Below are 17,836 nucleotides of genomic sequence, written 5' to 3'. Positions count from 1 at the left end.
GGTTTTTGTTGCGATTTACATGAGGAGGATAACATTGAAGATTAAGTCTATAATTAATAGGGGGTTAACAGCTCTAGCAGGGGCACTTCAATTAAGATCACGAATGAAATTATCCCCAATTTCTGATTTAGAAAATGCCGATGGTACATGGATATCCACTGGAATAGACCCTGCATTTCTGCTAGAAGGTAGATTTTTTTGTGGTTGGAATATATTAACGTTTAATTCCATTAGTGATGAAATTATTCCTGTTAAGTTATATTTGGATGAAGGAACGGGATTTTCCGAAGAAAAAAGTTTAATGCTAGATTCTATTAAAATTGGAACAAATCATTATAAAACGATATTTCATGTTCCTCTTGGTACTAAAAGATTAAGGCTAGATCCAGGGGAACAAGAAAGTCGATTTAATATTGAAAAAATAAAAATTAGGAAAACTATAAAATATTACATTTTTATAGCGAGTGTCATAAAACTATGTAATCAGCAAGGCTATCGTTATACATTTAAAACCATGACAAATAAGTTTTTAACCACATATAAATCTGAAGGTTTAGTTGGTATGAAACAAAAAATAAGAGCATTTCAGAATAGAAATCAAAATAATAGTGATAATTATGGGAAATGGATTTCTTATAACGAAAATAATAATATTGATGAAATGATAAAAGAAATAAAATTTTTAGAATATCGTCCATTAATATCAATAATTCTTCCTGTTTATAATGTTGATGAGGTATGGTTAAGAAAGTGTATTGATTCGGTAATAAATCAGATTTATGGCAATTGGGAATTGTGCATATCTGATGATGCATCTACTAAACCACATGTAAAAATGGTTTTAACCGAATATGAAAAGAAGGATGAACGAATAAAGGTTGTTTATAGAGAAAAAAATGGACATATATCAGAAAGTTCTAACTCTGCACTCGAAATAGCAACTGGTGGATTTATTGCATTATTAGATCACGATGATGAATTGGCGACCAATGCTTTGTATGAGGTTGTTAAGCTTCTAAATACATATACCGATGCGGATATGATTTATTCTGATGAAGATAAGATAGGAATAAATGGAGAGAGACATTCTCCTTATTTCAAACCAGACTGGTCTCCAGATCTCATACTTTCTAATATGTACACTTGCCACTTGGGAGTATATCGCAAGAGTCTTGTTGATAAAATAGGAGGATTTAGAAAAGGATTCGAAGGTAGCCAGGATTTTGATTTGGTTTTAAGACTTACGGAATTAACAACAAAAATCTATCACATTCCCAAAATATTATATCATTGGAGAACGATCCCGGAATCAACTGCTTCCGGTTCTGGGGCAAAAAACTATACCCATTTTGCTGGAATTAAAGCATTAGAAGATACACTGCGTAGAAGAAATATCGAAGGGGAAGTTCAAGAAATAGAAGGATACTCAAATATCTATCGTCTGCATTATTACTTGAAAGAAGAACCAATGGTTTCAATTATAATACCTACAAGGGACATGGGGTTAATTTTAGATAAATGTATAGAATCTATTATTAACAAAACAACTTATAGTAATTATGAAATAATTATTGCTGATAATGGCAGTGAGGAAAAACAAACATTTGATATATTCCAAAAGTGGAAGGGAGTACTGGGCAAGAAACTTCATATTTTGACATTGGATATTCCTTTTAATTATTCAAAGATTAATAATCTTGCTGTCCAAGAGTCTAAAGGCTCTTTAATACTACTGCTAAATAACGATATAGAGGTTATAAGTCCAAATTGGCTACATGAAATGGTTGGTTACTCATTACGCAGTAATACTGGTGCAGTCGGAGCAAAACTTTATTATCCAGATCGCACCATACAACATTCTGGCGTAATTATGGGGTTAGGCGGGGTAGCTGGACATGCATTTAGAACATGTAATGAATTTGATCCTGGTTATTTTGGAATGTTACTTTCAAATCGTAATTACTCAGTAGTCACTGCTGCGTGTATGATGGTTAGGAAAGAAGTGTTTTACGAGGTTGGTGGGCTAGAGGAGGAACTATCTGTTGCATTTAATGATGTTGATTTTTGCCTTAAGCTAATGAATCAAGGATATTATAATGTGTGCCTAAATAGTATAAGTTTATACCATCATGAGTCGAAAACTAGAGGCGCTGAGGATACTCCTGAGAAAAGGGAGAGATTTACGAAAGAGATTAATTATATGTTATCAAAATGGCCTGGCATTATCGAGAGAGATCCATTTTATAATATTAATCTTTCATTAGAGAGTGATAGGGCTTTTTATTTGAAAGTATCTTTTTAGGGGAATTGATGCCTACTATATAAATAGGTGGTAAGAACAAAATCGGTCAGAAATGACTTAGTAGAAAAAATTGAATTCCAGTCGTTTCTACATTACTTGAAAAATAATAAGTTATTATGTGGGATTATTATTATAGCTTTGCTTGCTTACAGTTTTCTATTAACGCATTTTACACTATCAATTGCTGAAGAATATGCTGTGTATCGACAAGCGGAAGATGCTATATCTGTTAGGGTATGTAAGGACAATTTGCAATATCAATATTAAGATTACTTTTTCAATTGGTGAGGCAATTCTGTAACAAGTACCGTTTTAGGTGTTCTATGTCTAAGTTTCACAAGTATAATTTTGACATACGGAGTAAACAGTTTTAAGATGATAAATCTAAAAAAATTGAGATACGTAAACCAGAAGGATGTGACCATGACCGAGATTTCGGACCTGATCGAAAAATGTACGGACATTACACACCCCAAACCGTATCTAACATGACTAAGGTTATGGTCGAACACGAAGAAGCTTTTATGAAACGAGCCTTAACGAAACATTATGTTTGCGTCTATTTAGATGCATCTTACATTGCTGTTAAGCGTGAAACCGTGTCAAAGGAAGCCATATATCTGGCGGTTGGCATTTGTGAGGATGGATCCAAAGAAGTCTTAACCTGTGCCATTACGCCAACTGTATCGGCCTATGTAAGGGAGGAACTTCTGCAAGACGTGCAGGAAAGTGGTACAGAGGAAGTCCTTCTCTTTAATCTCAGATGGACTGGTAGGCATTTTAGACGCTATTGGAGAAGTCTATCCGAAGGCAAAGTACCAAACGTTTTGTATTCATTTAGCACGAAGCATTGCCCCATAAAGTCTGTTTATCTGATCGTGCCAAGATTTATGAAGACTTTAAATCGGTGTACCGAACAGATGATGAGCAAGCTGGTAAAGAAGCTCTAAAAACCTTCTGTGGTAAGTGGAAATTTACTTTAAAGCTCGTTCCGATTTACTAGCTAAGTTCTCCTCCAAGTACTAGCACCATCTTCTACAAGACTAGGATATTTTTATTTACACAAAATCCTGACGCTACCCGATAAATGTTTGCAAACATTTGTTGGTAAAATATCTTATCGTAATTATGTTGTAAAATGTAGCTCAAAAAATCAACCGCTTTATCTATATTTATATTTAAAAAAATGATTGAATGATGCGAATTTGGAATTATGGAAAATACTCATTTATGAATAATGCTTTAAAGACCAGAGATATTTAATCAATAATCAATTAGAAGAGTAGCGATTAGGGGAGAGAATAAAGGTGAAATTACCGTTTGGAAGGAAAGCCGTTATCGGAATCATTATAGCATGTATTAGTATTACGTTAATCTATTTAGGAGTTACAAATATGGGATTCATTAAGTCACTATATAATGAAACAACTAATCTCACGTTAGATGTAGAGAAAGGGGAGGGTACTAACTTAAAAAAAGATTGGCCCATCCACGTTTGTTTCGTTAAATAATGATCCCCAGCTAGAATTCAAAAATATAAATGTTGATATTACTCAAATTAAATTAATTTTAAATTATAAAATTAATAATGACCGCCTTCAGGTTTTTTTTGCTCCAGATGAATACTCATTTAACGAATCAGATTCGTATGTCGTCAATACATCGACTAATCAAACTGAATATGTAATACCATTTACAGATCATCAAAATATATCTGCATTAAGAATTGACTTGAGTATGATTCAAAACCAAGAAGTGGTAGTTGATAAAATCCTAATTAACGATATGAACTTTATTCTGGATCCATATAATCTTTTTATTGTTAATCTATTTGTTATTATAGCGTATATTTTAATGTTATTTATATTGTCAAATCTAGAATTCATAGTTCGTAAAAGGTATGTAATAGCACTAGTGATATTCGCACTTATGGTGTTTTTTAGAATACATAGTTCATCTATAGGGCTTTGGGCTGGAATAATTGAACCCAATCATTCTTCAAGTGCGACCCAGACGACTTTAGTTGGTGTAGAGAGAAACATAAGATCAGATGAGTTTTTGGTCCATACACCGTGGTTAATGTCACAAGTTGAGAATAGTTTTGAAATAATCAATAAAAATATTAAATCAGAGGGCATAAATGCAACAATGCTAAATACTCCAACGTGGAGTCCAGATATATTAGGTAAACCTTATTTTTGGGGATTTTTGCTTTTCGGTGGCGATTACGGACTATCATGGTATTGGTCTTTTAAATTGATTTCCATATTTTTATTGAGTTTTGAAATATGCGTATTTATTACAAAAAACAAAAAATTATCTTTACTCGGGGCCCTTTGGATTACATTATCACCTAGTATACAGTGGTGGTTTGATACATCGGCAGCTGTGACCGAAGTGATTTTATTATCTGAAGCTATGATTGTTTGCATTATTACATTTATGAAGTATAAAGATCAAGTTATAAAGAGGCAATTACTAATAATTGCATTTATACTAGCTGGAACAGGATTTGTTACTATATTGTATCCTCCAGTCCAAGTCCCAATGGCGTACTTGATAATTATATTTTTAATTTCAAGTATATTGAGTGTTTTGCATAATTCCGTTTCAGAGAAGAAGCGATAGCATATTCACTGTCGTTAAGGGGTAATTTTCGAAAATGGTATTATATGGGTGAAGAAAAGGGCAGACTTGCAGAATTTTAGAACAGCTCGTTTTTTAAGCGGCAGCCCGTTTTGAATGATGAGAAACGGCGAGCGCAGATGCAAGCAGAACAATGGCATTCAAATACTGGTGAGTTGTGACTTTCTGAATGCCCCGGACATGTGCGGCGTCTGCCGTCAAATAGGTTTTCAATCGGGAGTTGCAGCGTTCTACGCTGGTTCGTTCATTGTAAAGTTCCTTCCAACGCTTTGTATCCCGATGAGGGATGCTGTATCGCCGGAGATCATCCTTCGCATTTACTTTGACGACCATTCCATAGTTTGAAGACGAGCAGGCAGCCATGCCAAGCGGACAGTCGACTTTACCCGTGGCATGCGGGCAGCGAAATTTATGCATATCGCCGTCAACTCCCCAGTATGTCATCGCATAACCCATGGAACAGCACGGTGTTCCGTTCGAGGTCATGCCAGCAGGCGGTTCCTTCTCCCCCCGCAGATTAAGGGGAATGATGGCTTGTGCCTTGACGTTGCGGGCGGCCTCATAAACTTTCATTTGGTCGTAGCCCGCATCGAGTATGAAAAATCGTGTGCTCGTCCTGGACGCTGTTTTCTCGATCAGGCCCGGCGCCATTTCTCCATCATTGACATGCGCCGGCGTTACTTCCAAGGCGATCGGCAATTCACTTTTCGTATCGACCGCCAGATGAATTTTGTAACCAAACCATGTGATTTTATTGCCGAAGGAATCAATTTTTGCGCCCCAGTTCGCATTACCCGTTTGCTCGCTTTTGCGTTTGGGCTGCTTTTTCTCGTAAGCGCGGAGAGCGGCGCTGTCTATGGCGACGTTACTGCCTTCTATGATACCTTCCTGCTGACAGCGTGTGACCAAATCCTCAAAAAGCCGTTTTGCCAAGTCCTTTCTCGTCAGTTCTGAGAAAACTCGGCTTAATGTGGATATGGAAGGAGCTTCTCGATCCAGCGGAAGACCACACTGATAACGAAACCGGAGATCCGTATCCAAACGCTTATGCAACCCTGAAAAGGTACTTATTCCTTCAAGCGGCGCAGCCAAGAGTGCTCGTAGAATACCTTGTCTGCAGTATCCCTCAGCGCCTCGGGGTGAACGGCTTCTCAGTTCCTTGGCATACGGTCTCAGATCGAGAGAACTGAAGAAGATCGGCAATCTCTCCTTGGGTTGAATTTTTAAAAGTTCTTCGAAGGAAAACAGACATTCTTGGAGAATATACAAAGTGACTTCCTCCATCCTTGAGGTTTTTGGGTTTGGTCACTTGAAAACTTCTCCAAGTTGGGGTGAAGTCCCTTTTTTATGTCCGAAAATCCTTACGGCTCAAGGCCTCAGATTACTGCAAAACGCTCATATTAGATAATAGATCATTATTTAAAATAAATAGAAAAGAAATTATTACATTATTTTTTTCGGTGCTATTTGCGTTAGGTTCTGTTTTATTTTATCTCTACTATGCTTTAGATGATTTAAAGCTTATGCTTGGGACAGATTATCCAGGAAATAGATTCGTTCAAGGTGGAGGGTTCTCTCTGCTAGAGTTGCAAAATTATCTTGTGAATTGGCTTTTACCATTTAAAGATGTAAACTTTAGTAATAATAGCGAAGTTTCTTCTTATTATAATTTCATACCATTACTTTTGTTGACGTTTGTTGCTTTAATAAGATACGAGAAGAGGAAATATACTTTTTATAGTCTATACTTGTTTATGTTATTTCAATTAAGTTGGCTATTTGTCAAGTATCCTAGTTTTATAGCCAAAATTTCTTTGTTCTCATATGTACAAGAAGGTAGGTTAGCGCACATAGCATTAGGTTTTTTAAGTGTACTTCTTAGTATTTGGATGATCGGTATAATAATAGAACACAAACCATTTTCGAAGTTTGAGAAAGTATGTAGTTGTATAGTTGTGGCGATCATTTATGCTTCATCATTAATCAACACACCAATGATGAGTTATTTGGGGATTGTTTTAACAATTGTTACTTTGATATGGTTTTTAACTATCAATTATTTCATTTGTAATGGAAAATTCAAATTGTTTGCAGTGGTTATGTTGCCAATTGTAATAACGGGCATGTTGATTAATCCGATATCTCGAGGTACTGGAGCAATAAAAAATCTTGAAATTAGTAAGGAAATTATTAATATCGAATCGAGATCACCTGGACAGACTTGGATGGCGAATAATAGTATTTATAACGGGCAATTATTAGTATCATTAGGAATGAAAGTGCTAAATGGTGTTCACTTCACACCTGACATAAGTTTATGGGAAAAAGTAGATACCCAAGGAAAATATAGAGATATATATAATCGATATGCACATGTGATGGTGAATATTGTAAATGAAGAAACTAATTTTGTTTTAGATAATCCAGATGTATTTACATTAAATATACATTATAGGGATGTATCAAAACTAAATGTAAAATATTTGCTATCTAATGTGGAAATCCCGATAGAAATGAACATCGAGCCTATATACAAGGATTTAAATTCTGGTTTATTGATCTATCAACTATACTAAGCTATCTAAATTACAGAGCACTCTAATGTTTAAGGAAGTGGAAAATCTTGAAAAAGTTAGCTATTATCCCTGCTTTTAATGAGGAGGGGAACTTAGGAGTATTAATCGAAAAGTTTAAAGACATTGATATAGATATATTAGTAATCAATGATTGTTCGACTGATAAAACGATAGATATTTGTAAGAAATATGGTGTTAAATATATTGATTTACCTTGTAATTTAGGGATCGGTGGTGCAGTTCAAACTGGATACAAATACGCTGCTAGTAATAATTACGACATAGCTATACAGATTGATGGGGATGGGCAACATAATCCACATTATATTAATGATTTAGTATCCCCTATTATAAATGAACAAGCGGATATGGTTATTGGGTCAAGATACATTGCAAAAGAGGGTTTTCAATCTACCTTTATTCGTAGAGTAGGAATCAAATACTTTACGAGACTTATTAAATTATTGCTTAAAAAAAGAATTACAGACCCTACCTCAGGATTTCGCGCATGTAATAGAAGAGTGATCGAATTTTTCTCTGGTAAATATCCCTCAGACTATCCAGAGCCAGAGACTATAGTTACGTTATTGAGAAACGAATTGAAGGTTGTTGAAGTGCCTGTTATTATGAACAGCAGAGAAAGTGGCGTCTCTTCTATTAATAAAATAAAAGCTGTATATTATATGATTAAAGTTTCACTAGCCATACTGATTGATTATATGAGGGATAACAACAAGGAGATCATTCAAAAAATATGATTCCATTAAATTTGCAAATTTTACTGATTGTTATAATTTTAGGATTGCTATATTTCCTTGTTGATAATATCAGGAAATATAAACTGGAATTGAAGTATGCATTGCTTTGGCTCATTATGGTTATAGTAACACTTGTACTTGCGATTTATCCAAAGCTTCTATACTACATCTCGAATAATATATTTATAGAAACACCAGTGAATGCTCTTTATTTAATTTCTTTTATTATTGTATTTATAATCCTTTATAATTTTACTGTTTTGATTTCTAAATTGACTAATCAGACGAAGAGGTTATCTCAAGAAATAGGGTTGTTAAAAAATGAAATTAAGCAGAGAGATGAAAAAAATCAGAATATTAATGAAAGTCCTTAAAAAGGATACGACAATTAGTAAATTTATTAGGTATGGTTTAGTTGGTATAATAGGAACATTAATACACACTGTGGTGTTAACATTGTGCGTTGAACTTTTTGTTTTTCCTGCGGTTTTGGCGACCATTATAGGCTTTGCGTTGTCACTGATTGCGTCCTTTAGGTTAAACACTGTTTGGACCTTTACGAAAAGTGCAGGTAGTAATCTTAATTTTGTTAAATATACTTTAACTTGTTCTGTGGGATTACTAATAAATGTAGCCATAATGTATTTAGTAGTTGATATTTTTGAAGGTTGGTATTTATTAGCTCAGTTTATTGCAATTATTATAGTTCCTATATTTAACTTTACTTTGTCAAAGTACTGGGTATTTAAAGACGGCTAAACCAAAGCACAGATTCAGAGCTATCATCTTATAGTAATCAAATATAATTGGTAAGGAGACATTAATTATGAAGGGTATAATTCTAGCAGGTGGTACAGGCTCACGCCTTTATCCTCTAACCAAAGTTACTAACAAACATCTTCTCCCAGTAGGGAAATACCCCATGATCTTTCACTCTGTCTATAAACTTAAGGAAGCTGGAATTAACGATATTCTAATTGTTACTGGCAAAGAACATATGGGAGACGTGGTTAATCTTTTAGGCAGTGGATCTGACATGGGAGTTTGCTTTACTTACAAAGTACAAGATGAAGCTGGGGGGATTGCACAAGCACTTGATCTAGCCGAACAGTTTGTTGGTGATGATCAAATGGTTGTAATTCTTGGTGATAATGTTTTTGAGGATGATATATCCCCTTATGTTAATAACTTTAAGGAACAAAAAAATGGTGCAAAGATACTAATTCAAGAAGTGAAAGACCCTAAGAGATTTGGAGTGCCTGAGCTTGATGGGGATCGTATTGTATCTATTGAAGAAAAGCCATCGCAGCCTAAATCTAATTACGCGGTAACTGGAATTTATATGTTTGATCATAAGGTGTTTGATATTGTCAAAACATTAAAGCCTTCTGACCGGGGCGAATTAGAAATCACAGACGTAAACAACGCATATATTAATCGTAATGAGCTGACATATGATATACTTAATGGTTGGTGGACAGACGCTGGGACACATGCCTCATTAGCACGAGCAAACGAGTTAGCGAGTAACCTAAACTTTGGAGAAGAGTTTGGAAAATTGAAAATTTAGATATAGGAGGAATTATGCTTATGAAAGTCACTCCTCTTAAGTTGGATGGCGCACGTATTATAGAACCTATCGTCCACGGCGATCACCGGGGCTTTTTTATGGAAAGCTATAATGAGCAGGTTATGGAACAGTTAGGTGTGAAGTATGATTTTATTCAAGACAATCAATCTCTATCCGCTGAGCCGGGGGTTCTGAGAGGGCTTCACTATCAATTGAATCCAAAGGCTCAGACGAAGTTAATTCGCGTGTTAACCGGAGCAATATATGATTTGATCCTGGATATTAGAAAGAGTTCGCCTACTTTCGGGCAGTGGGTTGGGGTTATTCTTACTGAATACAATAAAAGACAGCTGCTTGTTCCCAAGGGCTTTGCGCATGGGTTTTGTACATTGACACCGAATACCCAAGTTTTATATAAAGTGGACGAATATTATTCGCCAGAGAATGATCGCGGCATATTATGGAATGATCCGGCACTTGGCATTGATTGGCCCGTCAGTGAGCCATTACTCTCGGACAAGGATCGGAAGCATCCAACCCTGGCTAATGCAGAACTGAACTTTGATTAGGAGGTTACACCAATGAAACTGCTTGTGACCGGCGGGGCCGGATTTATCGGCAGCAACTTTGTTTTATATATGCTGAAGAAGCATCCGGATTATCAAATCGTGAATGTCGATGCACTGACTTATGCGGGGAATCTGGAAAATCTGAAATCGATAGAGAACAATCCCAACCATGTATTCGTCAAAGCAGATATTCGTGATGCTGCGAAGATGGATGAGTTGATGGGTCAAGGAATTGATGTGGTTGTCAATTTTGCAGCAGAGTCCCATGTTGATCGCAGTATTATGGAGCCGGATGTATTCGTGAAGACGAATGTTCTAGGTACACAGGTTTTGCTGGATGCAGCCCAAAAACATAATATTAGCAAATTCGTTCAAGTTTCAACGGATGAAGTATACGGTACATTAGGAGATACAGGGTTGTTCAGTGAGACTACGCCACTTGCACCTAATAGTCCTTACTCGGCCAGCAAGGCAGGCGGTGACTTGTTAGTTCGCGCTTATCACGAAACCTTCGGCTTGCCAGTGAACATTACTCGTTGCTCCAATAACTATGGACCTTACCAATTCCCGGAGAAGCTGATTCCACTTATGATTTCAAAAGCTTTGGCAGACGAGCAGCTTCCGATTTACGGGGATGGCCTGAATATTCGTGACTGGCTGTATGTTGAGGATCACTGTAGTGCGATTGATCTTGTCATTCACAAGGGACGCAATGGTGAGGTGTACAATATTGGCGGAAATAATGAACGAACGAACTTGCACATCGTTAAAACGATTTTGGAGCAATTGGATAAGTCTGAATCGTTGATGACTTATGTACAGGATCGCCCTGGTCATGATCGTCGATATGGTATCGATCCTACGAAGACGATGACTGAGCTAGGCTGGAAGCCAGCGCATTCCTTTGAAACGGGGATTCAAGAGACCATTAGGTGGTATTTGGACAACAAAGAATGGTGGACACGTATTCAATCTGGTGCGTATCAAGATTACTATGCCAAGCAGTATGGAACAAGGCTAGGGGATCGAGCATGAAGATTCTGGTTACCGGAGCGGTGGGGCAATTAGGACGGGATGTAGTTGCGCTGTTTGAACAGCAATCTATGGAGGTACTTCCTTGTGATCGCGATTCCTTGGATATTACAGATTCCGAAGCCTGTCTGAGACGAATTCAAGAGTTTACTCCTGATGTCATTATTCATTGCGCGGCTTACACGGCCGTAGATCAAGCGGAAACGGATATAGATCAGGCTTATCAAGTGAATGCTGTGGGTACGAGAAATCTGGTCGTCGCTGCCGAGAAGATCAGCGCGAAGTTCTGTTATATTAGCACGGATTATGTCTTTGACGGACAGTCCACTACAGGCTATCACGAATATGACAATACGAACCCTCAGAGCATCTATGGAAAATCGAAACGTGCTGGTGAGGTACTTGTTCAAAGCCTTTCTTCGGCCTACTTTATTGTACGGACCTCGTGGGTTTACGGCCTTCATGGCAATAATTTTGTGAAAACAATGCTGAAGTTAGGGAAGGATAAACCTGTACTTCAGGTGGTGAATGATCAGAAAGGCTCCCCGACCTATACGGTGGACTTAGCAGCCTTCCCCCTTGATCTCGTACAAACGGCGCAGTACGGAATTTAACACGCTTCTAACTCAGGAGAGTGTACCTGGTATGAATTTGCGCAGGCGATCTTCGAAGAGGCTAATTCACTGGGCGGAGCTTATAGTGTTCAGGTAAACCCGTGCACTACTGAGGAGTTTCCACGTCCTGCGCCGCGTCCTGCGAATTCAGTAATGGAGCATTTGAGCATAAGGACAAACGGTTTTCAGGATATAAGGCATTGGCGAGAGGGACTTAAAGGATTTTTACAAGAATATCTTGTTAATGGCTCAGAATGATCGCTGAGGCGTACCTTTTTATAGTATGACTATACGAGCTTTGCTATAATGTAGCTAGTTAATTAAGAACACTATGTTAAATGGTGTTCTTTTTCTTTGGAATACTATCAGAAAGGGATTTTCCCAAATGCCAACTGTAAGTGTACAAATCGTTACATATAATAGCTCAGTGGATATAATAGATTGCCTGAAATGCATATTGAATCAAAATTTTGAACCTGAACAGATCATTATTGTTGATAATGCTTCTGCTGATGATACGGTAGAAGAGATTCTTTCCTTTATCAGGCAGCAGCAGGCTTCTATTGAGTTAGTCGAAAATTCTGTGAACACAGGTTTTGCACCTGCACATAACCAAGCGCTTTCTTTATCTAGCAGTGACTATGCCTTAGTGTTAAATCCGGATGTCCGTCTTCAGCCTGATTATATAGAGCGGATTATTTCGTATTTGGAGGAACATCCCCAAGTGGGTAGTGCTACTGGGCTTTTACTGCGTCAGTCTGCAACTGAAATTGTGGATAGCACGGGGTTAGTAATGAACAGTATCTGGCGCGCCTTTGATCGTGGGGCAGGAGAGCCAGTAGAAGAGTGGAAGCAGTCAGGTGCAGTGTTTGGTCCTTCAGGCGCTGCTGCAATGTACAGACGTACTATGATTGAGAATATCTCGGTTCAAGGGCAGTTTTTTGATGAGAACTTCTTTGCCTATAAAGAAGATGTGGATGTGGCCTGGCGCGCTCAATTATTAGGCTGGAAATCTTATTATTGTGCGGAGGCAATAGGCTATCATAAACGCGGTTGGAAAAAGGGCGGCAGAAACTCACAGCCACTATTTATTCGCAGAAAATCATATATTAACCGCTATAAAATGATCTATAAAAATGTAGCAGGGACATTATGGCTGAAGAACTTACCTAAATTTCTGGCTTATGAAATTGCTGCGAATGGTTATTTTTTAGTACGGGAGCCTAAAGTTTTGGGCGCATGGAGGGAATTCGTTAAAGAACTGCCGCTGTTAAAAGAAAAGAGAAACGAGATTAAGGGGAAATTGAAGAAATAAAGTTAATATTACTCAATGAAGATCTCTGCTGCATAATCTAAAATCAAAACCTTAAGAATTCCTTACCTCTCAGCTTCTCCCCCTACATTATGCTATAATGTTGACGATAGTCGATAGATTACTATATTTGTCAGGGGCGCGTAGTACATGGATTTAAGTGTGTTGATCGTGAATTATAATACCTGCCGGCTGACGCTGGATTGTCTGCGATCGGTGTTTGATTCCGAGACGGATTATTCGTTTGAGGTCATTGTAGTGGATAACGCCTCTAGAGACGATTCCGTACAGAGGATTACAGAGCAATTCCCGCAGGTGCGGATGATTGCCAATCAAGAGAATACGGGCTTTGCCAAGGCTAACAACCAAGCGATGGAAGTGGCTGCAGGCCGTTACATATTACTGCTTAATTCGGATACGATCGTGCAGCCGGAAACGCTGCAGACGATGGTGGCTTTTATGGATGAGCAACCGAAGATCGGCGCTTCAGGCTGCAAGGTCATCCTGCCGGATGGTTCACTGGACAAAGCATGCCGACGTGGATTTCCGACGCCGTCAGCTTCCTTCTACTATGCCTTTGGTTTCGCGAAGCTATTTCCGGATAAACCGCGATTTAATCAGTATCAACTAGGTTATCTGGATCCGGATGAGAGCTATGCCATCGATTGTTTGGTGGGAGCTTTCATGCTGGTAAGGCGGGAGACGCTGCAGCAGGTAGGCGGTTTGGATGAGACGTTCTTCATGTATGGGGAGGATGTGGACTGGTGCTACCGGATCAAGCAAGCGGGCTGGGACATTTGGTACCATCCAGCGACATACATTGTTCACTATAAGGGAGCGAGCAGCCGGCGTAAGCCGTTTAAGATTATATATGAATTCCACCATTCCATGTGGATATTTCATCGCAAGCATTATGTACAACGATATTCCTGGTTTACGAATATGGCTGTATATAGCGGCATCGCACTGAAATTTACGTTATCATTTACGTTATCATTAATGAAGAATAAATTAATTCCTCGTGGGAAAGGAACGACTCCGACGACAGGCAGTCAGCCGCCTGCTAAGGATTCCAGTCTGGAGGTGAGGTCATGATCCGTAAAAACCAGCGTTTTCTGTCACAACTCTATAGTTTAGTCGATTTTTTCTGCATCCAGGTATCTTTCGTTCTTGCCTGGTGGCTGAAGTTCAAGAGTGGCTGGATGGATTTTGAAGGCGCCCTCCCCGTAGAGATCTATGCGTTCTGGAGTCTGGTTTATGGGGCGATTGCGGTTCTAACCGGGGTTTTGATATCACTCTATACTCCCAAGCGTAAGAAACGCTTTGCCGACGAAGTGCTTAAGCTGATTCAGGTCCATCTAACAAGCCTGTTCGTCCTGCTCAGTGTCATGTTCTTCGTGAAGCAGGTCGACATTTCCCGTGATTATTTGGCGCTCTATATGGGATTCAATCTGCTGCTCATTATGCTTTACCGCTACTTTCTCAAGCAATCCCTTAAGCATTTCCGCAAAAAAGGCTTCAACAAGCAGTTCGTACTCATCGTTGGGGCGGGCTCGCTCGGTTGCAAGTTCTACGATAACTTAAGGTTGTATCCAGAGCTTGGATACGAAGTGATTGGATTTCTGGATGATCATCGTACCTTTACACCAGAGGAGCTTAAACGCTATAAACCAGTCCTGGGTGCGGTGGATGAACTAGAGAAAATTCTCCAGAAAAAGTTGATTGATGAGGTTGTACTGGCCTTGCCGCTCTACGCCCATCCCAAATATGCACGGATCATATCGATTTGTGAGAAGGCCGGGGTCCGAGCTTTGATCATCCCTGATTTCTTTGATTTCTTGCCAGCTAGGCCGTATTTCGACAATTTTGCTGGCATGCCGATGATTAACGTGCGTGATATTCCGCTCGATCTGACCGGAAACCGTCTGGTGAAGCGGATGTTTGATATCGTATTTTCCTCGTTCGCGATTATCGTTACTTCGCCGATGATGCTGCTGATCGCAATTGGGATCAAGCTGACGTCCAAGGGACCAATTATTTTTAAGCAAGAGCGGGTAGGTCTGAATCGTCGTAAATTCTCTATGTATAAGTTCCGTTCGATGAGAGCTCTACCTGAGGGCGTTGCGGATACTGGCTGGACGACGGAAAATGACCCCAGACGTACGAAGTTCGGTTCATTTCTGCGCAAGACGAGTCTTGATGAGCTGCCACAATTCTTCAATGTACTTGCCGGGCAGATGAGCGTGGTCGGCCCAAGGCCAGAGCGCCCGTACTATGTCGAGCAGTTCCGCGAGGAAATCCCGAAATACATGGTGAAGCACCATGTTCGTCCCGGAATTACCGGATACGCTCAGGCTAATGGCTTGCGTGGGGATACCTCGATTGAGGATCGGATCGAGCATGATATTTTCTATATTGAGAATTGGTCTATACTGTTGGATATTAAGATTATCTGCAAGACCATCGTTAACGGCTTCGTGAATAAAAATGCTTATTAAAAACTAGGATGGATTACTTTCATGCGAAAAAAATGGCCTTATTTCATATTGTTAATAATTTTGATTCTCGCTATATTCATAGGATTAATCTTCTACCACAATAAGTCTAATAGTCTGCCGCAGCAGACGGAGGGATTCAAGGCCCACCATATGATCGCTCATGCTATGGGCGGGATTAGCGGGCAGCCGTATACGAATAGCTATGAAGCTTTTATCGCTAATTATGAGAAGGGGACTCGTGTGTTCGAGGCGGATTTTTTGCTGAGTACGGATGATGATCTGATCGCTCGCCATGAGTGGGGAGAGAGCTTCACCAAAATGATGGGGCAAGAGGACGGCTTGCAGCCGGAGCGCTATGGGGCTGTACTGAAATCTGCGGAGTTCAAGGCTGCCAAGATTATGGGGCGGTATGAGCCGATGAATTGGGATGATGTCCTTGATCTGATGGAGGATTATCCCGATATGTACCTGGTGACGGATACGAAGCAGATTACCCCGGAGGAAATCGACCGTATTTTCACCAAAATCGTGGACGGCGCCAAGCAGCGTAACCCGGAGATATTGGAGCGGATCGTCCCGCAAATCTATAATCATCCGATGTGGGATCAGATCCAGGCGATCTATCCGTTTGAATCCATGATTTTTACCTTGTATCAGACGCATGAATCCGATGAAGAAGTGATTAACTTTGCTAAGGAGAAAGGGCTCGCGGCGATCACCATGTCAGAGGCCCGGGCGAACAAGAAGCTGGTGTCGGAGCTGAATAAGCTGGGAATTCTTTCGTATGTGCACACCATTAATGATGTAAAGAAAGTGCAGAACTTTAAAAATATGGGGGTTTACGGCTTTTACACGGATTTTCTGACTGAGGCTGATGGCACACGTTCCTGGTGGCGTAATTATCTGGGCCTATAGTCTGTACAGGATGCCTTTCCAATTAGCTGGGGGGGCATCTTTTTGTTCCCCTTTTATGCGAACATTGACAGCTTTTCTATGGTAAACTAGACTAATAAGTGCGAGAGGAATGGGAGGGGCAAGCCCTGCATTTCTCCAAGCCAAAGTTCGGATGAACAGCACAAATTTTGATCTACCTCTAATAGGATTGAATGATCCAGCATTGAAGGTTTAAATGACAGGCGGGGCGAGGGACAAGCCCCTTTTTTCGTGGAGGGGAAGCCCGTCAAATCAGACGAGTAAACTGGAGGAAGCTGTGTTGAAGCAAATGGTGCAGACTTGGCGACATGTGTTCAAATTAGACCCCGATCGCCCTATAGATGATCAAGCGCTGGAAGCAGTCTGCTGTTCAGGGACGGATGCCATCATGGTTGGCGGCTCCAGTGGGGTGACCTTTGATAATACGGCGGAGCTGTTGGCGCGAATTCGCCAGTTCGAGATACCGTGTGTGCTTGAGGTTTCCGATCTGGAGGCGATTGTGCCGGGCTTTGATCTGTTCCTGATCCCGACGGTGCTGAATAGTAGCGACCCGCAATGGCTGATTGGGTACCAGGCACAGGCCGCAGAGAAATATGGTCATATGATCCCTTGGGACATGCTGGTCCCGGAAGGCTATATCGTGTTGAATCCAGATTCCACGGTAGCCAGGCTGACGCGTGCCAGAACCTCCTTAACAGGGCCAGAAGCGGCTGCATATGCACAAATTGCCGACAGGATGTTCCAACTGCCGATTGTCTATGTGGAGTACAGTGGAACCTTCGGTGATTTGGAGTTGGTCGCAGAGGTGCGCCGTTCATTGGAAGCATCCCGTCTGTTCTATGGTGGTGGGATTAGCGATGGCGAGTCGGCACGGCAGGCTGCAGCGGTCAGCGATACGATCGTCGTGGGCAACATCATATACAGCAATCTGGATCAAGCTTTGGAGACCGTAGCAGCGATAAAAGATAGCAACGTCCGCTGATAGATAGTTAGAGGTAAGATAATTCGAATTGGAAAATGCTTAGC

General features: G+C 39.9%; 15 protein-coding genes and 2 pseudogenes. 16 read left to right on the top strand and 1 reads right to left on the bottom strand.

Annotated features, from left to right (window positions below):
• The first annotated feature begins 34 nt into the window (after positions 1 to 34).
• The 3 genes and pseudogenes from BFJ94_RS16735 (at position 35) to BFJ94_RS16720 (ending at position 4,930) form a co-directional block, all read left to right on the top strand.
• Positions 35 to 2,302, top strand: coding sequence for a glycosyltransferase family 2 protein (locus tag BFJ94_RS16735; RefSeq protein WP_229717106.1), 2,268 nt, complete (start codon positions 35 to 37; stop codon positions 2,300 to 2,302).
• Between the two features lie 408 nt (positions 2,303 to 2,710).
• Positions 2,711 to 3,275 (top strand): annotated as a pseudogene (locus tag BFJ94_RS16730) (IS256 family transposase); the annotation flags it as partial.
• A 764-nt stretch (positions 3,276 to 4,039) separates the two neighbouring features.
• Positions 4,040 to 4,930, top strand: a complete 891-nt coding sequence (locus tag BFJ94_RS16720; protein WP_120463674.1) for a DUF7657 domain-containing protein — start codon at positions 4,040 to 4,042, stop codon at positions 4,928 to 4,930.
• 93 nt (positions 4,931 to 5,023) lie between these two features.
• Here the strand turns inward: BFJ94_RS16720 and BFJ94_RS16715 are convergent, their stop codons facing one another.
• On the bottom strand, positions 5,024 to 6,217 hold the full coding sequence (locus BFJ94_RS16715; protein ID WP_016311143.1) for a transposase: 1,194 nt from the start codon (positions 6,215 to 6,217) through the stop codon (positions 5,024 to 5,026).
• Between the two features lie 62 nt (positions 6,218 to 6,279).
• Here BFJ94_RS16715 and BFJ94_RS16710 point away from each other — a divergent pair, with 62 nt between their 5' ends.
• The 13 genes and pseudogenes from BFJ94_RS16710 (at position 6,280) to pcrB (ending at position 17,792) form a co-directional block, all read left to right on the top strand.
• Positions 6,280 to 7,524, top strand: a complete 1,245-nt coding sequence (locus BFJ94_RS16710) for a DUF7657 domain-containing protein (protein WP_439116394.1) — start codon at positions 6,280 to 6,282, stop codon at positions 7,522 to 7,524.
• 47 nt (positions 7,525 to 7,571) lie between these two features.
• Positions 7,572 to 8,282, top strand: a complete 711-nt coding sequence (locus BFJ94_RS16705; protein ID WP_120463672.1) for a glycosyltransferase family 2 protein — start codon at positions 7,572 to 7,574, stop codon at positions 8,280 to 8,282.
• Positions 8,279 to 8,656, top strand: coding sequence for a DUF2304 domain-containing protein (locus tag BFJ94_RS26220; RefSeq protein WP_120463671.1), 378 nt, complete (start codon positions 8,279 to 8,281; stop codon positions 8,654 to 8,656). Before BFJ94_RS16705 ends, BFJ94_RS26220 begins: the two co-directional genes overlap by 4 nt.
• Positions 8,604 to 9,041: a GtrA family protein gene (locus tag BFJ94_RS16695; protein ID WP_229717230.1), complete on the top strand. Its 438-nt coding sequence runs from the start codon at positions 8,604 to 8,606 to the stop codon at positions 9,039 to 9,041. Before BFJ94_RS26220 ends, BFJ94_RS16695 begins: the two co-directional genes overlap by 53 nt.
• A 67-nt stretch (positions 9,042 to 9,108) precedes the next feature.
• Complete coding sequence (locus BFJ94_RS16690) at positions 9,109 to 9,852, top strand: sugar phosphate nucleotidyltransferase (RefSeq protein ID WP_120463669.1); 744 nt, start codon at positions 9,109 to 9,111, stop codon at positions 9,850 to 9,852.
• A gap of 20 nt (positions 9,853 to 9,872) precedes the next feature.
• Positions 9,873 to 10,421, top strand: a complete 549-nt coding sequence (gene rfbC, locus BFJ94_RS16685) for a dTDP-4-dehydrorhamnose 3,5-epimerase (protein ID WP_120463668.1) — start codon at positions 9,873 to 9,875, stop codon at positions 10,419 to 10,421.
• 12 nt (positions 10,422 to 10,433) lie between these two features.
• A complete protein-coding gene (gene rfbB, locus BFJ94_RS16680; RefSeq protein ID WP_120463667.1) occupies positions 10,434 to 11,456 on the top strand; it encodes a dTDP-glucose 4,6-dehydratase in 1,023 nt (340 codons plus the stop codon).
• A pseudogene (gene rfbD / locus BFJ94_RS16675) lies at positions 11,453 to 12,325 on the top strand (dTDP-4-dehydrorhamnose reductase). Before rfbB ends, rfbD begins: the two are co-directional and overlap by 4 nt.
• 127 nt (positions 12,326 to 12,452) lie before the next feature.
• On the top strand, positions 12,453 to 13,382 hold the full coding sequence (locus tag BFJ94_RS16670; protein WP_120463666.1) for a glycosyltransferase family 2 protein: 930 nt from the start codon (positions 12,453 to 12,455) through the stop codon (positions 13,380 to 13,382).
• A gap of 147 nt (positions 13,383 to 13,529) precedes the next feature.
• Entirely contained in the window at positions 13,530 to 14,474 is a 945-nt protein-coding gene (locus BFJ94_RS16665; RefSeq protein WP_120463665.1) for a glycosyltransferase family 2 protein, read from the top strand.
• The gene (locus tag BFJ94_RS16660) at positions 14,471 to 15,877 is read left to right on the top strand and encodes an undecaprenyl-phosphate glucose phosphotransferase (protein ID WP_120463664.1); all 1,407 of its coding nucleotides are present in this window, start codon (positions 14,471 to 14,473) and stop codon (positions 15,875 to 15,877) included. Before BFJ94_RS16665 ends, BFJ94_RS16660 begins: the two co-directional genes overlap by 4 nt.
• A 21-nt stretch (positions 15,878 to 15,898) precedes the next feature.
• The gene (locus BFJ94_RS16655; RefSeq protein ID WP_120463663.1) at positions 15,899 to 16,792 is read left to right on the top strand and encodes a phosphatidylinositol-specific phospholipase C/glycerophosphodiester phosphodiesterase family protein; all 894 of its coding nucleotides are present in this window, start codon (positions 15,899 to 15,901) and stop codon (positions 16,790 to 16,792) included.
• A 298-nt stretch (positions 16,793 to 17,090) separates the two neighbouring features.
• A complete protein-coding gene (gene pcrB, locus BFJ94_RS16650) occupies positions 17,091 to 17,792 on the top strand; it encodes a heptaprenylglyceryl phosphate synthase (RefSeq protein WP_120463662.1) in 702 nt (233 codons plus the stop codon).
• The last annotated feature ends 44 nt before the right edge of the window (positions 17,793 to 17,836 follow it).

Source organism: Paenibacillus aceti, from assembly GCF_003614185.1.
GTDB lineage: Bacteria > Bacillota > Bacilli > Paenibacillales > Paenibacillaceae > Fontibacillus > Fontibacillus aceti.
Note: the sequence above shows the minus strand (reverse complement) of the source record. Positions and strands in the feature narration are given on the sequence as shown.